Source organism: Arthrobacter sp. AG258, from assembly GCF_004364695.1.
Classification (GTDB): domain Bacteria; phylum Actinomycetota; class Actinomycetes; order Actinomycetales; family Micrococcaceae; genus Arthrobacter.
In genome coordinates, this window is the sequence record NZ_SOBI01000009.1 from 78383 (window position 1) to 102518 (window position 24136).

The window sequence follows — 24136 nt, forward strand, 5'->3', positions numbered from 1 at the left end:
TCAATATCAAGCACACAAGAAGTCCCACGATCGAAGGCCTGCCACGCAGAAGTGACCACATTACTTCACCATGTGTTCGACCGTTTGAGCTTTCCATTCGTTTCCAACGAACTTAGCCACGAGGATGTCCGGCGTTGTTGGCAGTGCATCCAATCGCCCTTTCACGGCTCCATCAGACAGGTGATAAATGATCGCTTCCTGCTTCACCTGTGCAATGGCTTGATATGTGGACGGTTGGCTCTGTACAAAATTACTGTCGACAGCCTCAACGCTCACACGGCCGCCTTCCAGCCAACGACCACTGGAGTGCCAGTCCGTAACCTCTTTCCTGACTCTGAGGCAGCTTGAGCATGACGAATCTGAAACAGCCTCGAGAGGTCCCATTTCACCTGTTTCGTAGGCATATCCAAGCGTGGCGTACCAGTACTTAGCAAACGCCTCGAGCCCTTCCTTCGTCTCCGTCTTCGCAACGTCAGGAAGCACGGGGACCGGGACGTTCTGGGCGGGGCCGGATGCGTCGGCCGGCTTGTAGACGGCGCTGGGCGTCGAGGTTGGGGTGGCCGCGGCGCTTGGCGTGGCGCTCTCCGATGCAGCCGGCGAGGTTGTGCCTGGATCTGCGGGGGATGAGCCCGCGCAGCCGGCCAGCAGGAGCGAGCCCGCAATCACAAGGGCCCCCGCGGTGTACCGCTGCGGACGGGACCAAAAAATGCGCGACGTAAAAGGCTTCTGTAGTGTCATGGGCCGCTATTCCCCCAGTAGTTTCAAGACGGCTTGCTCCGAACAGTGACTTAAGGGTAGCCCAGGTCACAATGTGGCGCTAAGACTTATCCACAGGCCAACGTCCTCGGTTCTACCACCAGCCCGCAGCACAGAAAAGTCATAAAGGAAGCCGGCGCCATCCGGCGCCGGCTTCCTTCCTAAGAAAAGAATGAACCCTGCTATTTCGCGGCCGGCAGCACCAGTTCGCCTGTCTTGTCGGTGGACAAGGCGAGCGACGAAACGTACTGCGGTCCGCCGTCGGGGGCGTCTTGAGCTGAGCGCACCATGTCCGGCCGTTCGAATTCCATCCCGGTCACGTGGCAGAGGAGCTTGGCGTCGCTGGGGTTGCCGTCGGCGTCGAACATGGGGAGCTCAATGCCGTCATCCGTGCGCCGCAGGTAGTACCTCCCCCGGGTGAGCACCGCGAGGACCGGAGGAAGGACCAGCGCCAGGCCCACGGCGAAGATCGGCGAGTACGGCTGGATGGCGGCCCCGAACGCCCCGAAGAAGACAGCGATCGAAACACCGGCTGACACCAGCATCGACAGAAACCCCACCGGGTTCACGGCGTACAGCATGCCGCGGCGGAACTCCGGCACCTTGGGCGAGATCTTGAGCAGGTACTTGTTGATAGCGATATCGGACGCCACCGTGACCACCCAGGCCATGGCGCAGTTGGCGTAGAACCCGAGGATGGTGTTGAGGAAATCGAACATGTTCGCTTCCATCAGGACAAGGGCGATCAGCAGGTTCACCACCACGAACACCATCCGGCCCGGGTAGGTCTTGGTGATCCGGGTGAAAGAGTTGGTCCACGCCAGCGAGCCTGAATAGGCGTTGGTCACGTTGATCTTGATCTGGGAGATGACCACCAGCACCACCGCAAGGGTCATGGCCAGCCAGGCCGGCATCATTTCCTGGTAGACGCCCAGGAACTGGTGAACCGGCTCGTTGGCCGTTGCCGAAGCGGCGGGGTCGAGCGTGGCGATCAGGTAGATGGCAATGAACAGCCCCACGATTTGCTTGATGGCACCGAAAATCACCCAGCCCGGACCGGCCAGGATGACAGCCCGCCACCAGGCTCCCCTGTTGGCCTCCGTACGCGGCGGCATGAACCGGAGGTAGTCGATCTGCTCAGCGATCTGCGCCATCAGCGACAGGCACACCCCGGCGGCAAGCATGACGGATGCCAGGTTGGGGCCGCCGTCCCCGGACGCGCCGGTGTACGCAAAGAAGCTGTCGATGCTCTCGGGGTGGGAGAAGAGCAAGTACCCCACCGGCACCACCATCAGGAGCAGCCAGAGCGGAGTGGTCCACACCTGCAGCTTGGCAAGGGTGTTCATCCCGTAAATGACCAGCGGAATGATGATGATGGTGGACGCGGCGTAGCCCATCCACTGCGGAATTCCGAGCCCCAACTCCAGGCCTTGGGCCATGATGGAGCCTTCCAGCGCGAAGAAAATGAAGGTGAAGGTCGCGAAGATGACGTTGGTGACCACGGACCCGTAGTAGCCGAAACCGGAGCCACGGGTGATCAGGTCCAGGTCGATGTTGTAGCGGGCAGCGTAGTAGGCCAGCGGGAATCCGGTGGCGAAGATGACGACGGCGGCCACCAGAATCCCCAGGATCGCGTTGACCGTTCCGTAGGAAATGCCGATGTTTGCGCCGATCGAGAAGTCTGCAAGATACGCGATGCCGCCCAGCGCGCTGGTGGCCACCACCCCGGCGCTCCACTTGCGGTAGGAGCGCGGCGCGAACCGGAGCGTGTAGTCCTCGAGGCTTTCCTTGGTGGCGTTGAGGGCGGCGGTGTTGCCCGCCGTCGTGGTCGCCGGAGGATGTCCGACGACGGCGGCCCCGGCGGGTGCAGCGGGTTCCAGCAACTGCTGGGTATCCAGGTCCTGGCTCATATGCCTGTCTCTTTCGATGGGAGGGGAACGTCTCGAAGCGACGCTATCCAGCCGAAACGACAGGGCGGTCACGGAACTGTTTCGGCGGCGTTAAGTATTGACTGCAGGTGTCAACAAAGTCCGTGATCCCGCCTTGTATGCGGTCCACAAAAACAGCAGGCGCGCACCGAACTAGCGTCGGAAAGGAAAGGACATGACGGCGAGCCAAAGGACAGCAATGACGAATTCCCCTCCCTTGCAGGACCACTCCATCCTGGAAACGGCCAGGCGGCAGGTCCTTGAACAGGGCGCCGGCCTGGCCCGGGAACAGCTGCTGGAAGTCTTCCGCCTTCCTGACGAGGCACTCCCGGAGCTCCTGGAACTGGCCCACCACGTCCGGTTAAGGCATTGCGGCGAAGACCTGGAAGTGGAAGGCATCATCTCCATCAAGACCGGAGGCTGCCCCGAGGACTGCCATTTCTGCAGCCAATCCGGGCTGTTCGATTCCCCGGTCCGCGGCGTATGGCTGGACATACCGGAACTGGTTAAGGCCGCCAAGGAAACCGCAGCCACCGGCGCTACGGAATTCTGCATCGTGGCTGCTGTCCGCGGCCCCGACATCAAACTCATGAACCAGGTCAAGTTCGCCATCGACCGCATTAGGCAGGAAGTGGACATCAATATCGCCTGCTCCCTGGGCATGCTGACCCGCCGGCAGGTGGAGCAGCTGGCCGGCTGGGGCGTCCACCGCTACAACCACAACCTGGAAACCGCCCGCAGCTTTTTCCCGCAGGTGGTCACCACCCACACCTACGAGGAACGGCTGGAAACCTGCGCCATGATCAAGGATGCCGGCATGGAGCTGTGCTGCGGGGCATTGATCGGGATGGGTGAAACCCTCGAGCAAAGGGCCGAACTCGCCGCGCAACTGGCGGCCCTTGGACCACACGAGGTTCCGCTCAACTTCCTCAACCCCAGGCCGGGCACGCCGCTCCAGGACCAGCCGCTCATGGACGGCAAAGACGCCCTGCGGGCAATCGCGGCTTTCCGGCTGGCCATGCCCGGTACCGTGCTGCGCTACGCCGGCGGCCGCGAACTCACCCTCGGCTTCCTCTGCAGCCCCGTTCCCTGCACGGGAACGCGCCCGCGGAGGAGAACGCGCCCAAGCAGGAGGAGGACGACGGCGGCGACGCACCGCCGTCGTACCACCACAACAGGTGCGCGGACCTTCTCCAGCTGGAGCCGCCGCGCTTCTGCGCGTCGTGCGGCCGCCGGCTCCGGGTCCAGGTTTCCCCGCTGGGCTGGTGGGCCAGTTGCTCCCGGCACGGATTGCATGCTTCGTAAAGGGGACTCCGGACTCTGGTGCGTTTCCAGCCGGACGAGAACAATGGCGGCATGATGTTTGAACATGCGGACGGCAATCCCGTCCTGGAACTCGACGATGAGCAGTCCTGGCGGCTTCTGGCGGCCACGCAACATGGCCGGCTGGTGGTTTCCGTTGCGGGCGAACCCGATATTTTTCCGGTGAATTACGTGACGTCGAACCGGAAGGTCTATCTCCGGACGGCACCAGGGAACAAACTGGCGCAGCTGACCATCAACGCCCGGGTCCTTTTTGAGACCGATGGCATCCTGTCCGCTGAGGCGTGGTCCGTTGTGCTGCGGGGCACGGCGCGCGTGCTGAGCAACTCGGACGAGCTGGCCGCCATTGAAGAGCTCGGCCTGAAAACCTGGGTTCCCACGCTCAAAGACTTCTACGTGGAGATCACCCCCTCCTCCGTGAGCGGCAGGCACTTCGTTTTTGGCGAACAGCCGGAGCGCGAGATCTAGCACTCCTAGACTGGAAAGATGCCAGGCACCTCCAGCGCGGCCGAACCCACCGCGGACAAGCTCTCCCCGGAGAGGCGAAGCTGGAACATGTCCAGGATCCGCGGCAAGGACACCAAACCGGAGTTGCTGGTGCGCCGGCTCCTGCACGCCAAGGGCTACAGGTACCGCCTGCACGGCACCTCCGCCGGCACCAAGCTCCCGGGCAATCCGGACCTGGTTTTCGCCGGGCGCCACAAAGTGATCTTTGTCCATGGCTGCTTCTGGCATTTCCATACCTGCCGGGTGGGTCAACACGCACCCAAGGCCAATGCGGACTTCTGGAAGGCAAAACGCACCCGCACCCGTGAACGCGACGCCGATCAACTCCGCCAACTGGAAAGCGCCGGCTGGAAGGTGCTGACCGTCTGGGAGTGCGAATTGAAGGACCGTTCAGCGCTCGAAACGCACCTGCTCGAGTTCCTCGATGCCCGCCCCTGACACCGCAATCTTGAGGCAATCTTTGGTTGTTTCCGCCGCCGTCCTTGATCCGGACAGGACAAGATCATTGGGTTGCCGGGATACGGCAGCCCGCCACCCGTCGTTCCGGAGCAGTGCCCCTATCCCCTAGCTCCTCCGGGCCAACAAGGCTGACTTGAACGCGGTGGCCGACGACGCGCTGCTGTTGATGCGCCAGTCGGTTTCCTTTTGCATGTGGAACCAGACGAAGCCCATAACGTCTGGTTGCGCGGCCAGGTAGGACACCAGGTCCGTGTTCCACGTCGCCTTGGAACCGCCCAGCTCGCTGGAGGCGGTCTCGGCAATCAGGACCGGTTTCCCCGGGGCAAGGGAACGGAGCTGGGTGATGCCGGGGGCAAAGAGGTCCACGGGTGAAACCCAGCTGCTCCAGGTTTGCGACGTTCCCCAGTTGTAGCCGTCCAGGGCCACGACGTCGACGTATCCCGCGCCCGGGTACAAACCTGCCAAGTCCGTGGACCCCCAGTAGGGCACGTTGGGCGACCACACCCACTGGACGTTGGCGGCACCCGTGGCGGCGACGACGTCGTGCACATGCCGCCAGGCGGCCACGTAGTCGCCTGGCTGGTTGCCGTTGACGCCCTCCGCCCACGGGTACCAGTTGCCGTTCATTTCATGGGCGAAACGCAACATCACCGGCTTGCCCCAGGCAGCGATTGACTGGCCCCACTGGGTGATGGTCGCGTCGAAATCGCCGGCGGCCACCCGGTCCAAAGCGTAGGCAGGCTGGTTCACGCCACCACCCCACGCCCACGGTTCCCAGGTGACCAACGGGGTGGCACCCCGGGAGCGGGCGGCGTCCATCTCAGCCACCGGAGGCGCCTGGAGGAAATCCTTGTAGATCATCAGGATGGACGGACTTTCCCCGGCAAGGGTGGCTACCTCGTCCAACTCACTGCCGGCCAACGGCCCCCCGGGGTTGGCCACCCCGAAGCGAAGGGCCGCGCTGCTGACGGTGGGAGGGGCCGGCGCCGGTTGCACCACGAACGTGGCGGATGCCTTGATGGACGAGGTCTTGGCGGTAATGGTGATGCTTCCGGTGGACGCGGCAGGAATGGTGATGCCGGTACTGAACGCCCCGGTGGAGCTGGTCTGGAACGCGAAAGTCGCCGAACCCACAATCACCGTCCCGGTAGTGGAGGCCTTGAACCCGGTTCCAGCCACCGTCACTGCCGAACCGGCCGGACCGGACGCCGGGTTGAGGGTGATTTGAGGCGAGGTGGCCGCGCTGGCTGGTTGGACCGCGGCCACCACCAATCCGGAGGCCACCAACAAAGCCAGGACAAGAATCTTCAGCGAACGAAACACGGCAATCTATCCCCAGATTTGAAGGCGGCCAGGCCGCTTGTGTGGTAGCGCGAAAAGCACTGGCTTGATGATAGGGCCAAAAACCGCAATCTCATCAAGAAACCCGCAATTAATTTCCCAACCCCGAATGCCGCCCGGGAACAGTCCTAACCTGAACAAACACCGGTTCCCACGCCTAACCGCGTGGTTCCAGAGTCCGCAATTTCACGTGGTTCCAGAGTCCGCAGTGTCAGCCGAAAGGAGTGTCATGAGCACCTCAGATGATGCACCCAGACCGCTGGTGGACCCATCGGTCCTGGACCGTTTGCGGGAAGAGCTTGAGGAGGAAGAGGGCTACGGCCGGGTCTTCGTGGCCAACTTCATCGACTACCTCCCGGAGCGGCTGGAAAAGCTGAGGCTCGCCCTCACCACGGGTGACCTGGAAGGTTCAATGGACGCGGTCCTCAGCCTGAAGACGGCAAGCCAAATGGTCGGTGCTGAACGGCTGGCGGGCATGGCCCAGGACCTGGAAGCCGAAATCAGGGCCGAGGCCCGCCACGCTGACATGTCGGTGGCGTTGCCGAGGCTGGCGGCGACGTTCCTGCGGCCCATCACCCAGTGCAGCCGGCAAACCATCCACCGGTTACAGGCTCAGTGTTGTCCCGGCGCCAACCGGTAACCGACCCCGCGGACTGTCTGCAGCCACCGCGGCTGCTGCGGCGAGTCGCCCAGCTTCTTGCGAAGGTTTCCCATGTGGACTTCGACGGAACGTTCGTCAGCCTCGCTGATGTAGCTGCCGACGTCGTAATCCTCGTCCCGGAGCCGGCGCACCAGGTCCGACTTGGTCCGGACCGTGCGGCCCGCCTCGAGGAGCGCGTACAGCAGCTCGAATTCGGTGCGGGTCAGGTTCATTTCCGTGCCGTCGACGGTTACGGTACGGGACGCGTAGCTCAACTCAAGGCCGTTGTGGCTGAAGTTTCCACGCTCCGGGTGGGCGGCGCCGTCCGACGACGGGTCCACCGCGACGTCGCCGGGGTCCGGAACGGACCGTGGGCGCCGCATCATGGCCGCGACCCGGGCACGGAGCTCCCGGGGCCGGAACGGTTTGGTGAGGTAGTCGTCCGCACCCGATTCGAGCCCGATCAACGTGTCCAGCTCTTCGGTACGCGCCGTCAACATCACGATATAGGCGTCCGAAAACTCCCGGATCTGCCGGGAAACTTCAAAGCCGTCAATGTCCGGCAGTCCCAAATCCAGCGTAATAACGTCAGGATTCAGGCTCTTGGCCATCAAGACGCCCTCAGCGCCGCCACTGGCGACGGTAACGTCAAATCCAGCCTGGGTCAGCACAGTGCGAACCAGTTCCCGAATGTCGTGGTCATCTTCGATGACCAGACCCACACGTGCCTCACTCATAGAGCCCCCTCAGTGCCAACGTCAGAAGTATAGCTGGCTGCGGATATCCTGCTGGTATGGTCTCGAACACTCCGACTTCCGCGTCTACCGAACGATGAGCGCCCCGACGGCCTGGTCATCCGGTCGGCTGCGGTTTTTCAAGCGGCCCTTCCATGAATACCGGCTGACGGACCGGGTGGCATTGAGCCAGATGCCGTTGTTCGTCACCACTCTCCTCACGGCATTCCTGGTGTGGGCGTTCTTCCCGGACACCATGGGCAATCCCCTGTTCGTCACGTTCCTTATCTCCCAGCTGGTGCTCATGGCGCTTTGCTACGCCGTCCCGTGGGACCGGCTGCCGTACACCAGTTTCCTGGCCATCCCGGTGCTGGACTTCATCTCTATTGGTGCAGGCCGGGAGGGCGGCCAGGAAAGCCTTACCGGAATCAGCCTGCTGGCCGTGTTCCCCGTCATCTGGCTCTGCGCCTCCGGGTACTACCCCAAGGCGGCACTGTGGTTCTCCTTCCTGGGTCCACTGGCCATCATCTGGGTGCCGCTGCTCCTGAAAGGCAACTACACCCCGCAGGACTTCGCCCGGTCCCTCCTGCTGCCCGTCATGATGCTGGGGATTGGAGTGTCCGTGAGCGTCCTGACGCTGAGCATGATGCGCCAGCAGAACCAGCTGGAGGACAAGGACGAGCAACTGCGGGCCAGCCTGCGCACCAGCAAGCGGCAGGAGTCGCTGCTGAACACCGTCCTGGATACCGTGCACCTTGGTGTCCTGGCGGTGGACGCCGACGGCCACGACGTGCTGATGAACCGGAAGCAACGGGCCAACCACGAGCTGGCACGGCCAAAGGATATTGCGGACCCCAACGAGTCCCAGCTCCTGGTCTTCGGCCCGGACCGGAAGACCCTGGTCCCCGTGGCGGAACGTCCGGTCCGCCGCGCCGTCCTGGGGGAAACCTTCACCGACTACCTGGTGTGGCTGGGTGAAGGAAGCCAACAACGGGCCCTGGTGACCACAGCCCGGCCCATGAAGGATTCGGACGGCCGCTTCGCCGGTTCCGTGATCGTCTTCAGCGACGTCACGGACCTGGTGAACGCCCTCGCCGCCAAGGACGACTTCGTCTCCAGCGTCTCGCACGAATTCCGCACCCCGCTGACGTCCATCCTGGGCTACGTCGAGATCCTGCTCGCCGACGAACCGGACCAGTCGCAGCGGGAGATGCTGGAGATCATCCACCGCAATTCCGAGCGGCTCCTGACCCTGGTCTCGGACCTGTTGTCCAGCCGGAACGGCCAGTTGATCGTCACACCCCACACCGTTGACGTGGCCGAACTGGTGCAAAGCAGTGTGTCCTCGGCGATGCCGCGGGCTGCCGCGGCCGGGGTGGAACTGCGTGCCGAAACTCCGCCGCAGCTCGAGGCCCACGTGGACAGCGCCCGGATCTCGCAGGTGCTGGACAACCTGGTGTCCAACGCCATCAAGTATTCCCCCGACGGCGGCCAGGTGGTGGTCTCGCTGGCGCAGGAGGACGGACACCTGGCCTGCAGGGTATCGGACACGGGCATGGGCATGAGCCCGGAAGACGCGTCGGAGGTTTTCGCCAAGTTCTTCCGCACCAGCAACGTCCGGCGCACCGCGATCCCCGGGGTGGGGCTGGGCCTGCCCATCAGCAAGGCGATCGTCGAGGCCCACGGCGGGACCATCGACGTCGACAGCACGCTCGGGAAGGGGACGACGTTTACGTTCCGGGTGCCGGTCTGACTTCGACCGGCTCAACCACCGGTGGTTGAGCTTGCCGAAACGCGGGAGACTTCGCCCCAGGACTGCCGGGCAAGGTCCCGGATGGAGTCCAGGATGTCCGACGGCGGCTGGCTGAGGTCCAGCGGGAACTCCACAATGTCGATGTCCGTGTTCAGGATCCGGCGGAGTTTCATTTCGCCCTTCCCGGCGTAGACGAGCCAGGCGGTAGGCACCGCAAGGGCGGTGCAGTGCGCCAGCATCTGGTAGTGGTCAGCGGTCAGGGAAGCACCGGCGTCGGAGGCTGCCCGGTATTTGGCGTTGTAGGCCACCACCGGGCGCCCACCCAGCAGGTGCACGGCGTCCGGACGGACGGACAAACGGTCGGAATCGCGCACGGCCTCGCTGAGCAGGGCGTTGTAGCGAAGCCGCAGCTCCCCCGGGTAGGCGGCCATCGCGCTGCGCAACGCGGTGCCCACAAAATCCTCGAACACCTGCGCCATGTCCACCACGAATGAGGCCGTCTGCTGCTTGCCCTCGCCTGATTCCGCGGAGGCGTTGCGCAGGATCAGCTCGGCCAGGCGCAGGACGGCGTGGTAGCGCAGGTTCATCCTGGTTGGCTTCCACGGCGGAACCGGCGCCCCGGACGGAAGGCGGGTGACGGCGTCGAGCTTTCCCTTCAGCTGCCGCAGCCGGCCCAGCACCTCCGGCCGCACGCCGGGCACCTGCCCCATTCGTTCCAGGGCCGCCCGCAGGATCCGGTTTTCCGCGATGTCCTCGGTGAACTCGTCGTAGGAGACCTCCAAGGGAACCAGCATTCCCGGCCGGCGTGAGATCTGGTCCGAAATCCGGATCCGCCCCTTGACGGTCCGCAAGGATTCGTCCACCGTGAGGTAGCCCTGCAGGACGCCGCGGCCCAAGGCGCGTTCGGCCAATTGCGCCAGGGATTCCGCCAGCGCACTCCACAGGTCGCGTTCTTCGTCGGCGGCCACGGCGTCCGGGCGAAAGCCCTGTTCCCCCGCGTAGCTGAGCAGGAACAGGAGCCTGCCCAGACCTAGCCGGTCCTTGGGCCGGACGTCGAGCTGCACCGTTGGGGTCCGCACGGAGCCCACCTTGCCCACCGGCTCGATCCGGTACAACCCCATGCCCATAGGCGAGGCCCTGGCCAGGCCGCTGGCGTTCAGGAAGGACGCGCTTGGTGCGTCCAGCCGTTCCACCATGCCGCCGGACAGCTCGTCCAGGACCAGGTGCCGGACGGACGCCCGGGGGTCAGCGCGCTGCAAGGCGTCCCAGCAGCTGGTCCAGCCCGAAACGTTCCTCCAGCTGGGCCCTGGTCAGCTGGCCATGGTAGTGCTCCTCCAGCAGCGGCATGAGCTCGTATTTCCAGATCCGGCGCAGCCCGGCCGGGGTCTGGGCTGCCGGTTTCATGAAGTAGGACGGCCCGATCATCAGGTCCCGGTCCCATTCGTCGATGGCACCGTTGAGCGCATCCAGCAACAGAGCCGGGGTGGTGTCCAGCTGCCGGGTCGCCAGGAACCGGAGCAGGGACCCCTTCACCGGCTCCGTCTGCGGGTGCAGCTCAATGAAGGAGAAACGGCGCCGGATGGCGGCGTCCATCATGGCGATGGACCGGTCCGCGGTGTTCATGGTGCCGATGATGTAGAGGTTGTCCGGCAGCGTGAAGGGTTCGTTGGGGCTGTACTGCAGGTAGATCCGGTCATCGCGGTATTCCAGCAGGAAGTACAGCTCGCCGAACACCTTGGCCAGGTTGGCGCGGTTCATCTCGTCAATGATGAGGAAGTACGGCTTCTTCTCGTTCCCGGGTTTCGCGGCTTCTTCCGCCAGCCGGCGCAGGGGGCCGGCCACCAGTTTGAAGGAGACCTGTCCGTCGTCGGTCTTGTCCGGCCGGTATCCCTCGAAGAAATCCTCGTAGGCGTAGGACGGGTGGAACTGGACCAGTTTGACGCGTTCGTCCGTGGTGTCATCCGCCAGCTCCGCCGCGAGGTGCTTGGCCAGGTAGGTCTTGCCGGTGCCGGGCGGACCGTAGAGGACCACCTGGCGGTTTTCCTCGAGCAGCTCGGCGATCTCCTGGAGCGGTTCCAGCTCCATGTGCAGGGACGCGGCGAACTCGGGCGTCAGTGCGCGGAAGCCCTCCTGGACGGGGGGTACGACGGCGGCGCCTTCGGTTTCGGCGTCTGGCTCGGTCTCCGCTTCTGCGGGCAGGAGCGCCTGCAGCGCCTGCACCACCCTGGTGGCGTCCACGACGATGCCGGGCGTGCTGAGCTGGCGCTGGACGTGGCGGGGCAGGCTGGTGGTGGCGTGGCCGACGTCGAACCAGCGCACCTTGCGCCGCAGCCGGCGGTTGTCGTCGTTGTACTCCGGCTCCCCCAGCACGCCACCCAGCCGCACCGTACCGGCGTGCTGGTAGAGCACCAGGTCCCCGGGCTTCATGACGGTAAGGAACGCCAGGGCAGCGGTTTTGGTGTCCTCACGCTCCACGTAGCCAAGGTGCTTGTAGTCCTCGTCCACGGCGTGTTGGACCACGCCTGCACTGACCCCCGGCTCCAGGGGGCGGAGATGTTCGACGTCCAGGGTCACTTTCTCCTCCGCGTGCCAGGCTGTGAGGAGCTCGGGGTGGTCGCCGTGGGTCCGGAGCAGCCAGGCCCGCCGTCCGGGGTCCCCGACTTTGCGCCACTGGCTGACCAGTTGCCGGGAGTACCAGTCGATGCGCTGGCCCGCCTGCTCGTCCAGGTGCAGGCGGATGCGGTGGATGTCCGCGGTGATGTCCTCTTCGCTGTCGCCGTTGGCCCCGCCCACGAGCGAGGCGAACGCGTCACGGATTTCCTGCCGCTCCACATCCGCCACCACGGGCTCGAAGTAGCTGGGCCACGCCAGGAATTCGATGCTGCGGCGGATGGCAGGCTGGTCATCCGGCGTGGAGGCCGCAAGGCGGTGGAACTGCAGGGGATCCTTGATGGCGGCCTGCACCACGGCGGCGGGCCGCTGTGCGACGTTCCGGACGAACCGGCAAAGCCACTTGAGGTGGTCCCAGATGGTCCAGTTGAATTCAGCCGTCCGGTCGCGGATCACGCCGTGGTCCGTCATGCCCGCGTAAAGCTCTTCGGGAAGCTCAAGCGGCGGCTCCAGCCAGCCGGCGGCCTCGGCGACGCGGGCGCGCTTGACCTTGAGGGATTTCACTTCGTGGGCCAGCGGCAGGGACTGCAGGAAGAGCAGCTCCACCGCCAGTTGCTTGGCTCCACGGGTGGCGCCGCCCAGGTTCTCGCGGAGGTTGGTCATCATCGGCGCCTTGGCGTCCGGAATACCCCGCTCCAGGCGGTCCAGAAGCTCTGAAGCCGCCGCGACCGACCACGTCCGGGTTCGCCCGTCCAGCGGCGACGCCTTTCCCTGCAGGCCGGGGCCCAGGACAAACCACGCTGCGTCTTCGATCTCCCTGGAGATGCCGAGGGCGCGGGTCATGGCAGCAATGGCGGTGGGGGTCATGCCCTCAAATTTACAGGGTCAAGCTGGGCGGCGGCTCCACGCCGGTTGGCTGCCGTCTCCGCCTGCCGTTCCCGCCTGCCGGTTTAGGCGCCGCCGGCAGACCGCTTCCGGCCAAAGACGAAGTACCCCATGGGTCCGATGAAGTTGACGAACGAGGCCGCCCGCCAGGCAGCCTTCGGCCCGTTGATGAGCTCCGCAGGCCGGCGGGAGATGTCCCGCTGGGCGGCAATGAGCAGGGACACCTGCACAATCGCCGTCAGGATGGTGCCCGCCTTGCTGGAAGGTGACATCTCCTTCCATGTCTTCTTCTTCCGCGCGGCACGGTTCTTAGTCCTGGCCATCAGGGTTTCCTTTCGCTGTCCGTCGTAGGTCCAGTCCAATGGGTCGGGCCGGACTTGTACAGGGGCTTAGTGCCTGTACGGGGCCATCCGGTCCTTTTGTTCCTGGGTGAGCCTCAGTACCCTGCCGGTGGCTTCATCCACGAACGCCAGGTGGCTGCTGGCCTTCACGCAGTCCTCCCTGCTGACGGGGTCCTGGAGGACATAGTGGATGTCGAAACTGGCCCCCTTGACGGCGCCGATCCATACCTGGACCACGGCCGGGACGTTGCGGTACTCAAGTGTCCGTACGTACCGGATCTTATGGTCAACCACCAGGGCCAAGGTTCCGGGCGGAAGGTCATTGAAGAGGGACACGTGCGGCTCGATGCCCGGCAGGCCGGCGCCCCGGGGCGGTCCGAAGGCTGCGATCCTCGCCTCCTCCAGCATGCGTACGATCTGGACGTTGTTGATGTGGCCATAGGCGTCCATGTCGCCCCACCGCATGGGCACCAGGACTTCGATCCGGCCGCCCCCGTGCGCGCTCAGCTGTGCACCGCCGTCGAATCATCCACCGGCATCTCGCCCGCATCCGCACCGGCAAACTGGGACATGTACAGGCGGTGGTAGGCGCCCCCGGCCGCGAGCAGCACCTGGTGGTTGCCTTGTTCGACGATTCGTCCGTTCTCCATGACCAGGATGGTGTCCGCGTCACGGATGGTGGAGAGGCGGTGCGCGATCACGAAACTGGTTCGATCGCTGCGCAGTGCCGCCATGGCCTTCTGCACCAGCAGTTCCGTGCGGGTGTCCACGGAGCTGGTGGCTTCATCCAGGATCAGCAGCGAGGGGTTGGCCACGAAGGCGCGGGCGATGGTGATCAGCTGCTTCTCGCCGGCACTGACGTTGTTTCCTTCTTCATCAATCACGGTGTCGTAGCCCTCGGGGAGCGCGCGGACGAAGCGGTCCACGAAGGTCGCCTTCGCCGCTGCCATGACCTGTTCCTCGGAGGCTTCGAGGTTGCCGTACCGGATGTTGTCGTAAATGGACCCGCCGAACAACCAGGCGTCCTGGAGCACCATGCCCACCTTGGAGCGCAGCTCCGCCCGGCTGAGGTGGGTCACGTCCACGCCGTCGAGCATGATGGAGCCGGAGTTGAGCTCGTAGAACCGCATGACCAGGTTCACCAAGGTGGTTTTGCCTGCCCCGGTGGGCCCGACGATCGCGACGGTGTTTCCAGGCTCGGCCGTAAAGGACAGGTCCTCGATGAGCGGCTTGTCAGGGGTGTAGCTGAAGGTGACGTTCTTGAAGTCCACATGGCCGTCGGTTTTGGCGGGCAGGTGCTCGGTGGCGGTTTCCGCTTCCTCTTCGTCGGCGTCCAGGAATTCGAAGACGCGCTCGGAGGACGCCACGCCCGACTGCAGCATGTTGGCCATGCCGGCCATCTGCCCCAGCGGCTGGGTGAACTCGCGGGAGTACTGGATGAACGCCGTCGCATCGCCCAGGGACATGGCGCCGGAGGCCACCCGCAGGCCGCCCACCACGGCGATGCCCACGTAGCTGAGGTAGGACACGAACTGCATGACGGGGAAGATGATCCCGGAAACGAACTGCGCTCCGAAACTTGCCTTGTAGAGTGCTTCGTTGCGTTCCTCGAACCGCTCCAGCATGTCCGCATCCCGGCCGAACACGCGGACGAGGTCGTGCCCGGAGAACGACTCCTCGATTTGGCCGTTAAGGGTTCCGGTGTTCTTCCACTGGGCCGCAAAGAGCTTCTGGCTTCGAACCCCGATCATGCCTGCGGCCACGCCGGAGAGCGGGAGGGCGATCAAGGCGATCAGGGCGAGCTGCCAGGACACGATGAACATCATGATCACGATGCCCACCACAGTCAGCACGGAGTTGACCAACTGGGCAAAGGCCTGTTGGAGTGCCTGCTGGATGTTATCGACGTCGTTGGTCACCCGGGACAGCACGTCGCCGCGCTGCCGGGTGTCGAAGTAGTTCAGCGGAAGGCGGTTGAGCTTGCTCTCGGTGTCGTCGCGCAGCCGCCGGATGACCTTCATGACAATGCGGTTAAGCACGTACCCCTGCAGCCACATAAAGATGTTTGCAACGAAGTACATCAGCAGGACCACGGCGATCAGCGTAGTGAGCTTGTCGAAGTTGATGCCGGTCCCGGGTACCAGTTCCATCCGCGACACCATGTCCGCGAAGTTGTCCTGGCCCTGCTGGCGAAGGCCGGCGACGAACTGCTCCTTGCTCGCCCCGGCGGGCAGCTGCTTGCCGACGACCCCGGCGAAGATGACGTCCATGGCCTGGCCGAGGATCTTGGGGGCGATGACGTTGAGGACCACGGAAACCACCACCAGGCCCACCACGGCGTAGATGCCAACGGCTTCGGGCCTCAGCAGGCCCATGAGGCGTTTGGCCGATGGCCAGAAGTGTTCGGCCTTCTTGGCGGGCATGGCACCGAACATGCCGCCGTCCGCTTCGGTGGGCGTGAACTCCTCCTCGACGAAGTCCTCGTCGCCGGGCTGCCCGGGCGGGACCTCTCCGGCGCCTGCCGCCGGCTGGGCGGGCAGCGGGGTTTCTTCCATGGGGCTGGAGTCCTTCTTGCGGGCGCTCATGCCACTTCCTCCACGCTCAGCTGGGATTCGACGATTTCCTGGTATGTAGGCGACGTTTCCAGCAGTTCCTCATGGGTGCCGCGGTCCACGATCCTGCCGTTGTCCAGCACCAGGATCTGGTCGGCGTCGGTAATGGTGGAGATCCGCTGGGCCACGATGATGACGGTGGCGTCCGAGGTTGTGCCTTTGAGGGCGGCCCGGAGCCGGGCGTCCGTGGCCACGTCCAGGGCCGAGAAGGAGTCGTCGAAGAGGTAGACCCGGGGCTTCGTCACCAGCGCACGGGCAATGCAGAGGCGCTGCCGCTGGCCGCCGGATACGTTGGTTCCACCTTGTGCGATCCGTGATTCCAACCCGTTCTTCTTCTCCCGGACGAAGGACTCGCCCTGGGCTACCCGGAGCGCCTCCCACAATTCCTGGTCCGTGGCTTCGGTCTTGCCGAAGCGGAGGTTGTGCTCGATGGTCCCTGAGAACAGGTACGGACGCTGCGGCACCAGGGCCACCCGTTTGGTGATCTCGGCACGGTCCATGCGGTCCACCGGAACGCCGTCCAGCAGTACCTGGCCCTCCACGGGGTCGTACAGCCTGGGGAGGAGGGACAGGAGTGACGTTTTGCCCGCACCCGTGGACCCGATGATGGCAATGGTCTGTCCGGGCCGGGCCGTGAAGCTGATGTTGCTGAGCACCGGAGACTCAGCTCCCGGGTAGGCGAAGGTGACGTTGCGGTACTCCACCACGCCGGCCAGCGAGGCCGGGGCCTGCGGGTCCTGGGGATCGTGGATGGAGGGTTCCACGCCGAGCACCTCGCCGATGCGGTCGGCGCAGACGGAGGCGCGCGGGATCATCATGGCCATGAAGGTGCCCATCATGACGGCCATCAGGATCTGGAGCAGGTACTGCAGGAACGCCGTCAGCGATCCCACCTGCATGGCCCCGGCGTCCACCCGCTGGCCGCCGAACCAGAGCACCGCGGCGGTGGACAGGTGCAGGATCATGCTGATGGCCGGGAACATCAGGACAAACAGTGCCCCAATCCGGAGCGAGACGTCCGTAAGTTCCTTGTTGGCGCCGCCGAAACGTTCGGTTTCGAACGGTTCACGCACGAAGGCCCGGACCACCCGGATGCCAATGATCTGCTCCCGCAGCACGGCGTTGATCCGGTCGATCTTGCGCTGCATGGTGCGGAACAGCGGCATGAGCCGGACCACCAGGTACCCCACCACGACTGCCAGCAGCGGAACCGATACCCAGACGAGCCACGACAGGTTGAGGTCCTCGCGCAGCGCCATGATGATGCCGCCGACGCACATGATGGGGGTGGCAACCATGAAGTTCAGCCCCATCAGCAGGAGCATCTGCACCTGCTGGACATCGTTGGTGCCTCGGGTGATCAAGGTGGGGGCTCCGAACCCGTTGACATCCTTGGCAGAGAAGCTGGTGACTCTACGGAACACCGCGCGCCGCAGGTCCCGGCCCACCGCCATGGCCGTGCGGGAGCCGAAATACACGCCGGCAATGGCCGCACCCACCTGGGCGAAGGCCACCAGGAGCATCATGGCACCGGTACGCCAAATGAAATCGGTGTCTCCGCGCGCCACCCCTTCATCAATGATCTGCGCGTTCAGGCTGGGAAGGTAGAGCGCGGCGATGGTGGATGCAAGCTGGAAAACGACGACAGCAAGGATGTACGGCGCGTACGGTTTGGAGTAGCGCCGAATGAGGGTCAGGAGCATGGTTTCACTCTAGCGATCCCCACTGACATTGACGCCGGGCATGAATGCTTTTTCTGCCCCAAAGTGGTCCATGACCAGATGGAAAGGCCGCAGCCCGCGCCCGGAGGGTGCTCCGGGCGCGGGCTGCGGCATTGGGTCCGCGGCAATAGGTCGGCGGGAAGGGGGCCTTGGCTGGTCCGCCGGCGGCGGGCTAGCTTCCCTGTACGGATTCCGGCCGGTCGGCGCGAGACTGCGAGGGGGCGGCGGCACTGTGCTTGCCGTGGCCTGCCAGGTACAGCGCGGCCGCAGCCTGCAGCTTGCGCTCCTTCAGGAGCTTGCGCTGGACCCTGCTGAGCTCAGCGGCCGTGGCCGCCTGCTTGGCTGCAACCTCCCGCTGCGAACGCAGCTGCTCCTGGACATCCAGGACCAGACCGCCCAGTTCCACCTGCTGGCGGGCCAGGAGCTGTTGGGTGTCCTGCAGTTTCCGGAGCGTGTCAGCGGCGCTGGCCACGGCGTCCGCGGCCTTGTCGACGCTGTCGGCGGACCGCAAGTCCAGCCCGTCGGAGCGGAAACTCCTGGCGAAGACTTCCTCGAAGTCCTCCGTGGCAACCCTTCCGGACGCTGCCGCCGCGGCGCCAGCACCGCCGTCGTACGTCTTGGCAGGGGCAACTGCGGCACCGGCATGCGTAGAAGTCCGTGCCGCGGTTCCCAGTCCGCCGGGGACGGGCCCGTTCCCGGCGGCAGCAACCACCGGCAGCTGGCCGGTCATGGCGGTCATCCCCGCTTCACCGGCGGCATTGGCCTGCAAGGTCGCCTCGGGGGTCATGTCCACGGTCCTTCGCAGCGGCTTTTCCTTGATGAAGATGACGGCGATGAGGGCCACCACGCTGACAATGGCAGTGATCATGAAGATGCCTGCCGTGGCGTCGCCGTAGGCCGCGCGCATAATGTCCGCAATCGGCGCGGGCAAGTCCTTGAGGTCCAGCGTGGCACCGCTGCTGCCGCCGGCTTGGATGCCGATTTTTGCGAGCCCGTCGGTGGCCAAATCCTTGACGTGGTTGGCCATGACGGCGCCCAGGACGGACACGCCGATGGCGCCGCCCACCGAGCGGAAGAACGCGACGGAGGCACTGGCGGAACCGATGTCCTTGGCCTGCACGGTGTTCTGCACGGCGAGGACGAGGTTCTGCATCAGCATGCCCAGTCCGAGGCCGAAGATGCCGGTGTAGAGGCCGGTCAGCCAAAGTTCGGTGGTGTGGTCCATGGTCCCGGCCAGGGCCAGGCCGCCGATCAACATGATGGTGCCGCCGATCAGGAAGCGCTTCCACTTGCCGTAGCGGCTGATCAGCTGGCCGGACACGACGGAACCGACCAGGTTGCCGGCGATCATGGGCAGGGTCAGCAGGCCAGCCTCGGTGGGCGTGGCGCCGCGGGCCACCTGGTAGTACTGGCCCAGGAAGGTGGAGGAACCGAACATGGCCACGCCAACGGCCACGGACGCAACGATGGCCAGGGCGGTGGTGCGCTCGGAGATGATCTTGAGCGGGATGATCGGCTGGGACACCTTGGATTCCACCAGCACCAGCAGTGCCAGCAGGAGGACACCGCCGCCCACCATTACCGCGGTCTGCCAGGACCACCAGTCGTAGTAGTCGGGGTTGCCGGCGAAGGAAACCCAGACCAGGAGCAGGCTGACGCCGGACGTGAGCAGGATGGCGCCGAGCCAGTCGATCTTGGCGGGGCGCTTAATGTGCGGAACCTTGAGCGTGATCTGGAGCAGGATCAGGGCGACGACGGCGAGCGGCACGCAGACAAAGAAGGTCCAGCGCCAGCCCAGCGGGCTGTCCACGATGAAGCCGCCGAGCAGCGGGCCACCGGCCGTGCCGACAGCCATGACGGCGCCCATGTAGCCGGAGTACTTGCCGCGCTCGCGCGGCGGGATGATGGAGCCGATGATGGCCTGCGCCAGGGCGGTCAGCCCGCCCATGGCGATGCCTTGGATCACGCGGGCGGTGAGCAGGAACGGAATGTTTTCGGAGAAACCTGCCATGACCGAGCCGGCAACGAAGATCACGATGCTCAGCTGGACCAGGACCTTTTTGTCGAAGAGGTCGGCGAGCTTGCCCCAGATGGGGGTGGTGGCAGCGTTGGCCAGCAGGGCGGCCGTGATGACCCAGGCGAAGTCGGTCTGGGTGCCCTTGAGCTCGGACATGATGGTGGGCAGCGCGTTCGCCACGATGGTGCTGCTGAGGATGGCGGTGAAGAAGGCGGCAAGGAGGCCGGTCAGGGCTTCCATGATCTGCCGGTGGTTCATGGGTGCGCCGGGTTCGTGGCGCTTGGACTGCCGCGATTCCTGTTTAGCGGAGCGCTGGCGCTGGCGCTCCTGCTCCTGGTCCGCGGCGGCGGTGACGTTGGCCATTAGTTGACTCCTGCGTGTTCGTTGGTGGTTCCGGCCGCCCTTGCCCGGATGGAATTCTTCAGGGATGCGGTGAGCTTGTTCAGCATCGCGGCGGTTGCAACGGCGTCGTCCTCGTTCCAGTCGGCGAGGTAGCCCTGCAGGGTTTCTGCCCGGTGGCGCACCAGCTCTGCGAGCTTTTCCTTTCCCTTGGGTGAGAGGGCCAGCAGCTGGGCCCTCCCGTCGTCGGGGTCCGGAGTGCGAAGCACTAGGCCGGCGTCCGCCAGTTCCGCGACGTGCCGGCTGAGGACCGGAGCGCTGACCCCCAGCCGTTCGGCGAGGTGCGCGGCACGGGTTTCCCCTTCGCCAATGAACTTGAGCACGCCTTGGAGTGCGATGCCCGTATCTTGACCTTTGACGTTGACCATGGTGACGCAGCGCAGCGCGCGCTGGAGGTCATAGATATGGCTGACGAGGTCGGCTGCGGTGGCCGGTGCGACAGACATGATCCTCCCTAAAGAATTAGTTGCTGCAAGCAACTGTACCAGCAAAAGGTTGCTTAGGGAAACGAAGTTATTGTCGTGGATGTCGCTTAAATGCATACGCTCCCCCACGCAGCCGTTGCCGGCGCGTAAGGGAGCGTATGCGCAGAAGCCTTGGGTTCAGCGGTCCAGATGGGTGGGCGCGAACATCTTCAGGAGCGTTTCAACCACGACGACGTTGGGGCCGTCTGCGGCGAACGCTGCCTTGAGCGCGTTCCCCACATCCTCCGGGGCCACCCGGGTTGCCGGCACGCCGAAGGACTCCGCCAGCTTCACGAAGTCGGGGCGGGCCAGTTCGGTGGCCGTGGCCTTGCCGAAGGCACCCACCATGTACTCGCGCAGGATGCCGTAGCCGCCGTCGTCCACGATCAGCCAGGTGACCGGCACGTTGTGCTGCTTGGCAGTGGCCAGCTCGGCAATGGAATACATCGCCGAACCGTCCCCGGACACTGCCAGCACCCGGGCGGCGTTGGCGCCCTTGCCGGTGGTTTCCAGTCCCACCGCACCGCCGATCGCCGCCGGGAAGCCGAAACCGAGCCCGCCGGCGCCCTGGGCCGAGTGGAACTGGCCCTGGCGGGCGTCCCAACAGGACCAGGCCCAATAGGCGCTGATGGTCATGTCCCAGAACGTCTGCATGTCCGCCGGCACTGCCTCACGGATGTCCGCCATGAACTTCAGTTCCTTGCCGAGGTCCTGGGACTCGAGCCGGGCCTTGACCTTGGCGAGCGTGTCCCTGACCAGGTCCTCGGGCGTGGTGCCGTGCCAGTCCGCCTGTTCCCCGCGCGGCTCCGTTAGGGCGCCGTCGAGCGCCGCCAGCGCCTGGCCGGCGTCGGCACGGATGCCCAGGCCCGGCCGGTTCGACTCGAGCACGCGGGGTTCGGCGTCGATCTGGATGATCCGGCCGCGCGGCTCGAACGTGAAGTAGTTGGAGGTCACTTCGCCAAGCGAAGAGCCGATGACCACCAGCACGTCGGCGTCCTCGAGCAGCTCCGTCATGTACTGGTCCTCGATCCAGGACTGGAGTGAGAGTTCATGGTTCCAGGGGAACGCGCCGTTGCCGCCGGGCGTGCAGATCACCGGGGCGCGGAGCTTCTCGGCTAGGGACAGCAGGGACTTTTCCGCGCGGCCGCGCCGGGTGCCGCCGCCGGCAATGATCGCCGGGCGCTTCGCCTCCGAAAGCCAGGACACGGCCTCGCGGACCAGTTCAACGCGCGGCGGGTTGTCCGCGGCCTCGGCGAGCGCATCCTCCACCGGCGGCACCATGATGGGATCCAGCAGGACGTTCTGCGGGATTTCGAGCCACACCGGGCCCTGCGGCGAGGAGATCGCCTCGGTCCAGGCGTCCTGGATGGCCGAGGGGATGCCGGACGCGTGCTGGATCAGCCGCTGGCTCTTGGTGACGTTGGCGGCCGAGGCCTTCTGGTCATCGAGCTGGTGCAGCATGCCCTTGCGGCGGGCACCGAGGCCTTCGAGCGGAATTTGGCTTGCCACCACCACCATCGGCACGCCGGTGGCATAGGCCTCCTGCAGCCCGGCCAGGGACGTCAGCGCGCCGGGGCCGGTGGAGAGGAAGAGAACGCCGACCTCTCCCGTGGCTCGGGAGTAGCCGTCGGCGGCGAAGGCAGAGTTGTTCTCCACCCGCGAGGAGACGAACTGCAGGTTGCCGCGGCCCATCGCATCAAAGAGTCCCAAGGCGTGCTGGCCCGGAATGCCGAACACCGTCTTGGCGCCCAGGGCTTCAAGCGTTTCGACGACGAGATCCCCGCCATTGCGCGCGCCTCCCCCGGGGGCGCCGGCAGGAGTGGGGTGTACAGGTTCGGTCATGGATCTACTCCTTGGCGGCGGCAGCGAAACCGGCGGGCCGGTGGGCCTCCCGGCCCAGCGCCTGGGCCTCGTAGCCGTTTGCCGCACCGAAGCGGTCCCCGGGAACGGCGTTGTCCGCCATCAGGGTCACCAGCTCGTACGCGACGTGGCTGGCCGCGACGCCGGTGATCTCGGCGTGGTCGTAGGCCGGGGACACTTCGACGACGTCGGCGCCCACCAGGTTCATGCCGCGGAAGCCGCGGATGATTTCCAGGAGTTCGCGGCTGGTGATGCCGCCGGCTTCCGGCGTGCCGGTTCCAGGCGCATGCGCGGGGTCCAGGACGTCAATGTCCACGGAGATGTAGAGCGGGCGGCTGCCGATCCGGTCGCGGACCTTGGCCACCGTCTCCAGGACGCCCTGGTAGTAGACGTCGGCGGAGGTGACGATGCCGAACCCGAAGCGGTGGTCGTCGTCGAGGTCCTTCTTGCCGTAAAGCGGGCCGCGGGTGCCGATGTGGCTGATCGCCTCGGTATCCAGGATGCCCTCCTCAACGGCGCGGCGGAACGGGGTGCCGTGGGTGTATTCGGCGCCGAAGTAGGTGTCCCAGGTGTCCAGGTGGGCGTCGAAGTGCAGCATGGCGATGGGGCCGCCGGCACGCTCGGCGGCCGCCCGAAGCAATGGCAACGCGATGGTGTGGTCCCCGCCCAGGGTCAGCAGCTTGCTGCCGGCCGCGGTCAGGTCCAGTGCGTTCTGCTGGATGGTCTCGATGGCCTCGTTGATGTTGAACGGGTTGACCGCCATATCCCCGGCGTCGGCCACCTGGATGTTCTCGAACGGGCTGACGTCCCAGGCCGGGTTGTAGGGGCGCAGCAACCTGCTGGCCTCGCGGACGTGGTTGGCACCGAAGCGGGCGCCGGGCCGGTAGGAAACTCCGGAATCGAAGGGGACACCCACCACCGTGACGTCAGCCTTGGCCACCTGGTCCAGGCGGGGCAGCCGGGCATAGGTGGCGGCACCTGCGTAGCGCGGAATCCGGGATGAATCGATGGGGCCAAGGTTGCCGTTGGCTTCGATGCGCAGTTCTTCCAATGGAGGCCTCTCCTTCGAGGAGTTGAGGGGATTGTGTGACTGCCATCATACACTCCTGTTTCCTTTGGAGCATCAGGTGTTTACCAAACCGACCCCGGGACCCTGAGGAGCAGTCAGCGGCTGGCGGCGGGCACCAGGACCCAGAGCACCTCGACCGGCTTATCCGAGGGATTGATCCACGTGTGCGGCTCCCGCCCCGGGAACGTCACCGTATCGCCGGTACTGAGGTCGTATTCCTCGTTGGTGAGGATCAGCTTGATGGACCCCTTGATCACATGCAGCACGTCCACATCGCAGTCCACGGCGTAGAGTTCGGACTCGCCGCGGCCGTGCGGCTCAATGACGGCCTGGATGATCTGGACCCGGCGTTCCGAACGGGCGGTCAGCAGCCGCTCTACGATGCCCTGGCCGCCGAGCGAGATGCGCGGGCCGTCATTGCGCTTGGTGAGGTGGGTTTCCGGCGCAGCGAAGAGGTCGCCAATCGAAATCGAAAGCACCTGGCAAAGTGTCACCAGTGAAGCCACGGACGGTGAGGTCAGGTCGCGCTCCACCCGGCTGAGGAACCCCTTGGTCAGCCCGGTGGCGTCCGCAACTTGCTCGATGGTGAGCCGCTGGGACTGCCGGGCGGCCCGGATCCTGGAACCGATGGCGACCGGGACGTTGCTGGGCTCAACTGGCAGTGCCTTCATCTACGAACCTTTCATGGCCGGCAGCCCGGCTCCACTCTCGAGCCAT

Annotated in this window: 20 protein-coding genes; 5 read left to right on the forward strand and 15 right to left on the reverse strand. The window is 65.3% G+C overall.

Annotated features, from left to right (window positions below; all coding sequences use genetic code 11):
• Nucleotides 1-60 precede the first annotated feature (60 nt).
• Both DFO47_RS21230 and DFO47_RS17690 read right to left on the reverse strand, forming a co-directional pair.
• On the reverse strand, nt 61-738 hold the full coding sequence (locus DFO47_RS21230; protein ID WP_208294428.1) for a DUF6318 family protein: 678 nt from the start codon (nt 736-738) through the stop codon (nt 61-63).
• Nucleotides 739-938: 200 nt separating this feature from the next.
• Nucleotides 939-2666 carry a hypothetical protein gene (locus tag DFO47_RS17690; RefSeq protein ID WP_133832484.1) on the reverse strand — a complete coding sequence of 576 codons (1728 nt, stop codon included), beginning with the start codon at nt 2664-2666 and terminating at the stop codon, nt 939-941.
• 217 nt (nt 2667-2883) lie between these two features.
• On the opposite strand from DFO47_RS17690, the gene bioB reads away from it, so the two are divergent.
• The 3 genes from bioB to DFO47_RS17710 are packed head-to-tail and all read left to right on the forward strand — an operon-like array spanning nt 2884 to nt 4952.
• Entirely contained in the window at nt 2884-4044 is a 1161-nt protein-coding gene (gene bioB, locus DFO47_RS17695) for a biotin synthase BioB (protein ID WP_243835529.1), read from the forward strand.
• Nucleotides 4041-4475 (forward strand): pyridoxamine 5'-phosphate oxidase family protein, encoded by a 435-nt coding sequence (locus DFO47_RS17705; protein ID WP_026264709.1) that lies wholly within the window; start codon nt 4041-4043, stop codon nt 4473-4475. Before bioB ends, DFO47_RS17705 begins: the two co-directional genes overlap by 4 nt.
• A gap of 18 nt (nt 4476-4493) precedes the next feature.
• Nucleotides 4494-4952, forward strand: coding sequence for a very short patch repair endonuclease (locus tag DFO47_RS17710; RefSeq protein WP_133832485.1), 459 nt, complete (start codon nt 4494-4496; stop codon nt 4950-4952).
• 126 nt (nt 4953-5078) lie between these two features.
• Here the strand turns inward: DFO47_RS17710 and DFO47_RS17715 are convergent, their stop codons facing one another.
• Nucleotides 5079-6296, reverse strand: coding sequence for a glycosyl hydrolase (locus DFO47_RS17715; RefSeq protein ID WP_133832486.1), 1218 nt, complete (start codon nt 6294-6296; stop codon nt 5079-5081).
• 247 nt (nt 6297-6543) lie between these two features.
• Here DFO47_RS17715 and DFO47_RS17720 point away from each other — a divergent pair, with 247 nt between their 5' ends.
• On the forward strand, nt 6544-6954 hold the full coding sequence (locus tag DFO47_RS17720; protein WP_018762219.1) for an Hpt domain-containing protein: 411 nt from the start codon (nt 6544-6546) through the stop codon (nt 6952-6954).
• Here the strand turns inward: DFO47_RS17720 and DFO47_RS17725 are convergent.
• Nucleotides 6927-7691 (reverse strand): response regulator transcription factor, encoded by a 765-nt coding sequence (locus tag DFO47_RS17725; RefSeq protein ID WP_208294429.1) that lies wholly within the window; start codon nt 7689-7691, stop codon nt 6927-6929. The two genes, DFO47_RS17720 and DFO47_RS17725, sit on opposite strands and share 28 nt — an antisense overlap.
• 94 nt (nt 7692-7785) lie before the next feature.
• Between DFO47_RS17725 and DFO47_RS17730 the strand changes: the two genes are divergently transcribed.
• Complete coding sequence (locus DFO47_RS17730; protein ID WP_133832487.1) at nt 7786-9441, forward strand: PAS domain-containing sensor histidine kinase; 1656 nt, start codon at nt 7786-7788, stop codon at nt 9439-9441.
• A gap of 11 nt (nt 9442-9452) precedes the next feature.
• Here the strand turns inward: DFO47_RS17730 and DFO47_RS17735 are convergent, their stop codons facing one another.
• The 11 genes from DFO47_RS17735 to DFO47_RS17785 form a co-directional block, all read right to left on the reverse strand.
• Nucleotides 9453-10700, reverse strand: coding sequence for an McrC family protein (locus DFO47_RS17735; RefSeq protein WP_243835531.1), 1248 nt, complete (start codon nt 10698-10700; stop codon nt 9453-9455).
• Entirely contained in the window at nt 10687-12918 is a 2232-nt protein-coding gene (locus DFO47_RS17740; RefSeq protein ID WP_133832488.1) for an AAA family ATPase, read from the reverse strand. The genes DFO47_RS17735 and DFO47_RS17740 overlap by 14 nt, the downstream gene beginning before the upstream one ends.
• Nucleotides 12919-13001: 83 nt before the next feature.
• Entirely contained in the window at nt 13002-13259 is a 258-nt protein-coding gene (locus tag DFO47_RS17745) for a PLD nuclease N-terminal domain-containing protein (protein WP_133832489.1), read from the reverse strand.
• Nucleotides 13260-13325: 66 nt separating this feature from the next.
• On the reverse strand, nt 13326-13742 hold the full coding sequence (locus DFO47_RS17750) for a thioesterase family protein (RefSeq protein ID WP_018762213.1): 417 nt from the start codon (nt 13740-13742) through the stop codon (nt 13326-13328).
• Nucleotides 13743-13780: 38 nt separating this feature from the next.
• The gene (locus DFO47_RS17755) at nt 13781-15862 is read right to left on the reverse strand and encodes an ABC transporter ATP-binding protein (RefSeq protein WP_133832490.1); all 2082 of its coding nucleotides are present in this window, start codon (nt 15860-15862) and stop codon (nt 13781-13783) included.
• Nucleotides 15859-17592, reverse strand: a complete 1734-nt coding sequence (locus DFO47_RS17760) for an ABC transporter ATP-binding protein (RefSeq protein ID WP_133832491.1) — start codon at nt 17590-17592, stop codon at nt 15859-15861. Before DFO47_RS17760 ends, DFO47_RS17755 begins: the two co-directional genes overlap by 4 nt.
• Before the next feature lie 190 nt (nt 17593-17782).
• Nucleotides 17783-19990, reverse strand: coding sequence for an MDR family MFS transporter (locus DFO47_RS17765; RefSeq protein ID WP_133832492.1), 2208 nt, complete (start codon nt 19988-19990; stop codon nt 17783-17785).
• Entirely contained in the window at nt 19990-20472 is a 483-nt protein-coding gene (locus DFO47_RS17770; protein ID WP_018762209.1) for a MarR family transcriptional regulator, read from the reverse strand. The genes DFO47_RS17765 and DFO47_RS17770 overlap by 1 nt, the downstream gene beginning before the upstream one ends.
• Nucleotides 20473-20628: 156 nt before the next feature.
• The gene (locus DFO47_RS17775; RefSeq protein ID WP_133832493.1) at nt 20629-22332 is read right to left on the reverse strand and encodes a thiamine pyrophosphate-binding protein; all 1704 of its coding nucleotides are present in this window, start codon (nt 22330-22332) and stop codon (nt 20629-20631) included.
• A gap of 4 nt (nt 22333-22336) precedes the next feature.
• Nucleotides 22337-23401, reverse strand: coding sequence for an agmatinase (speB, locus tag DFO47_RS17780; RefSeq protein ID WP_109863824.1), 1065 nt, complete (start codon nt 23399-23401; stop codon nt 22337-22339).
• Nucleotides 23402-23514: 113 nt separating this feature from the next.
• Complete coding sequence (locus DFO47_RS17785; RefSeq protein ID WP_018762206.1) at nt 23515-24090, reverse strand: cupin domain-containing protein; 576 nt, start codon at nt 24088-24090, stop codon at nt 23515-23517.
• Nucleotides 24091-24136: the final 46 nt, after the last annotated feature.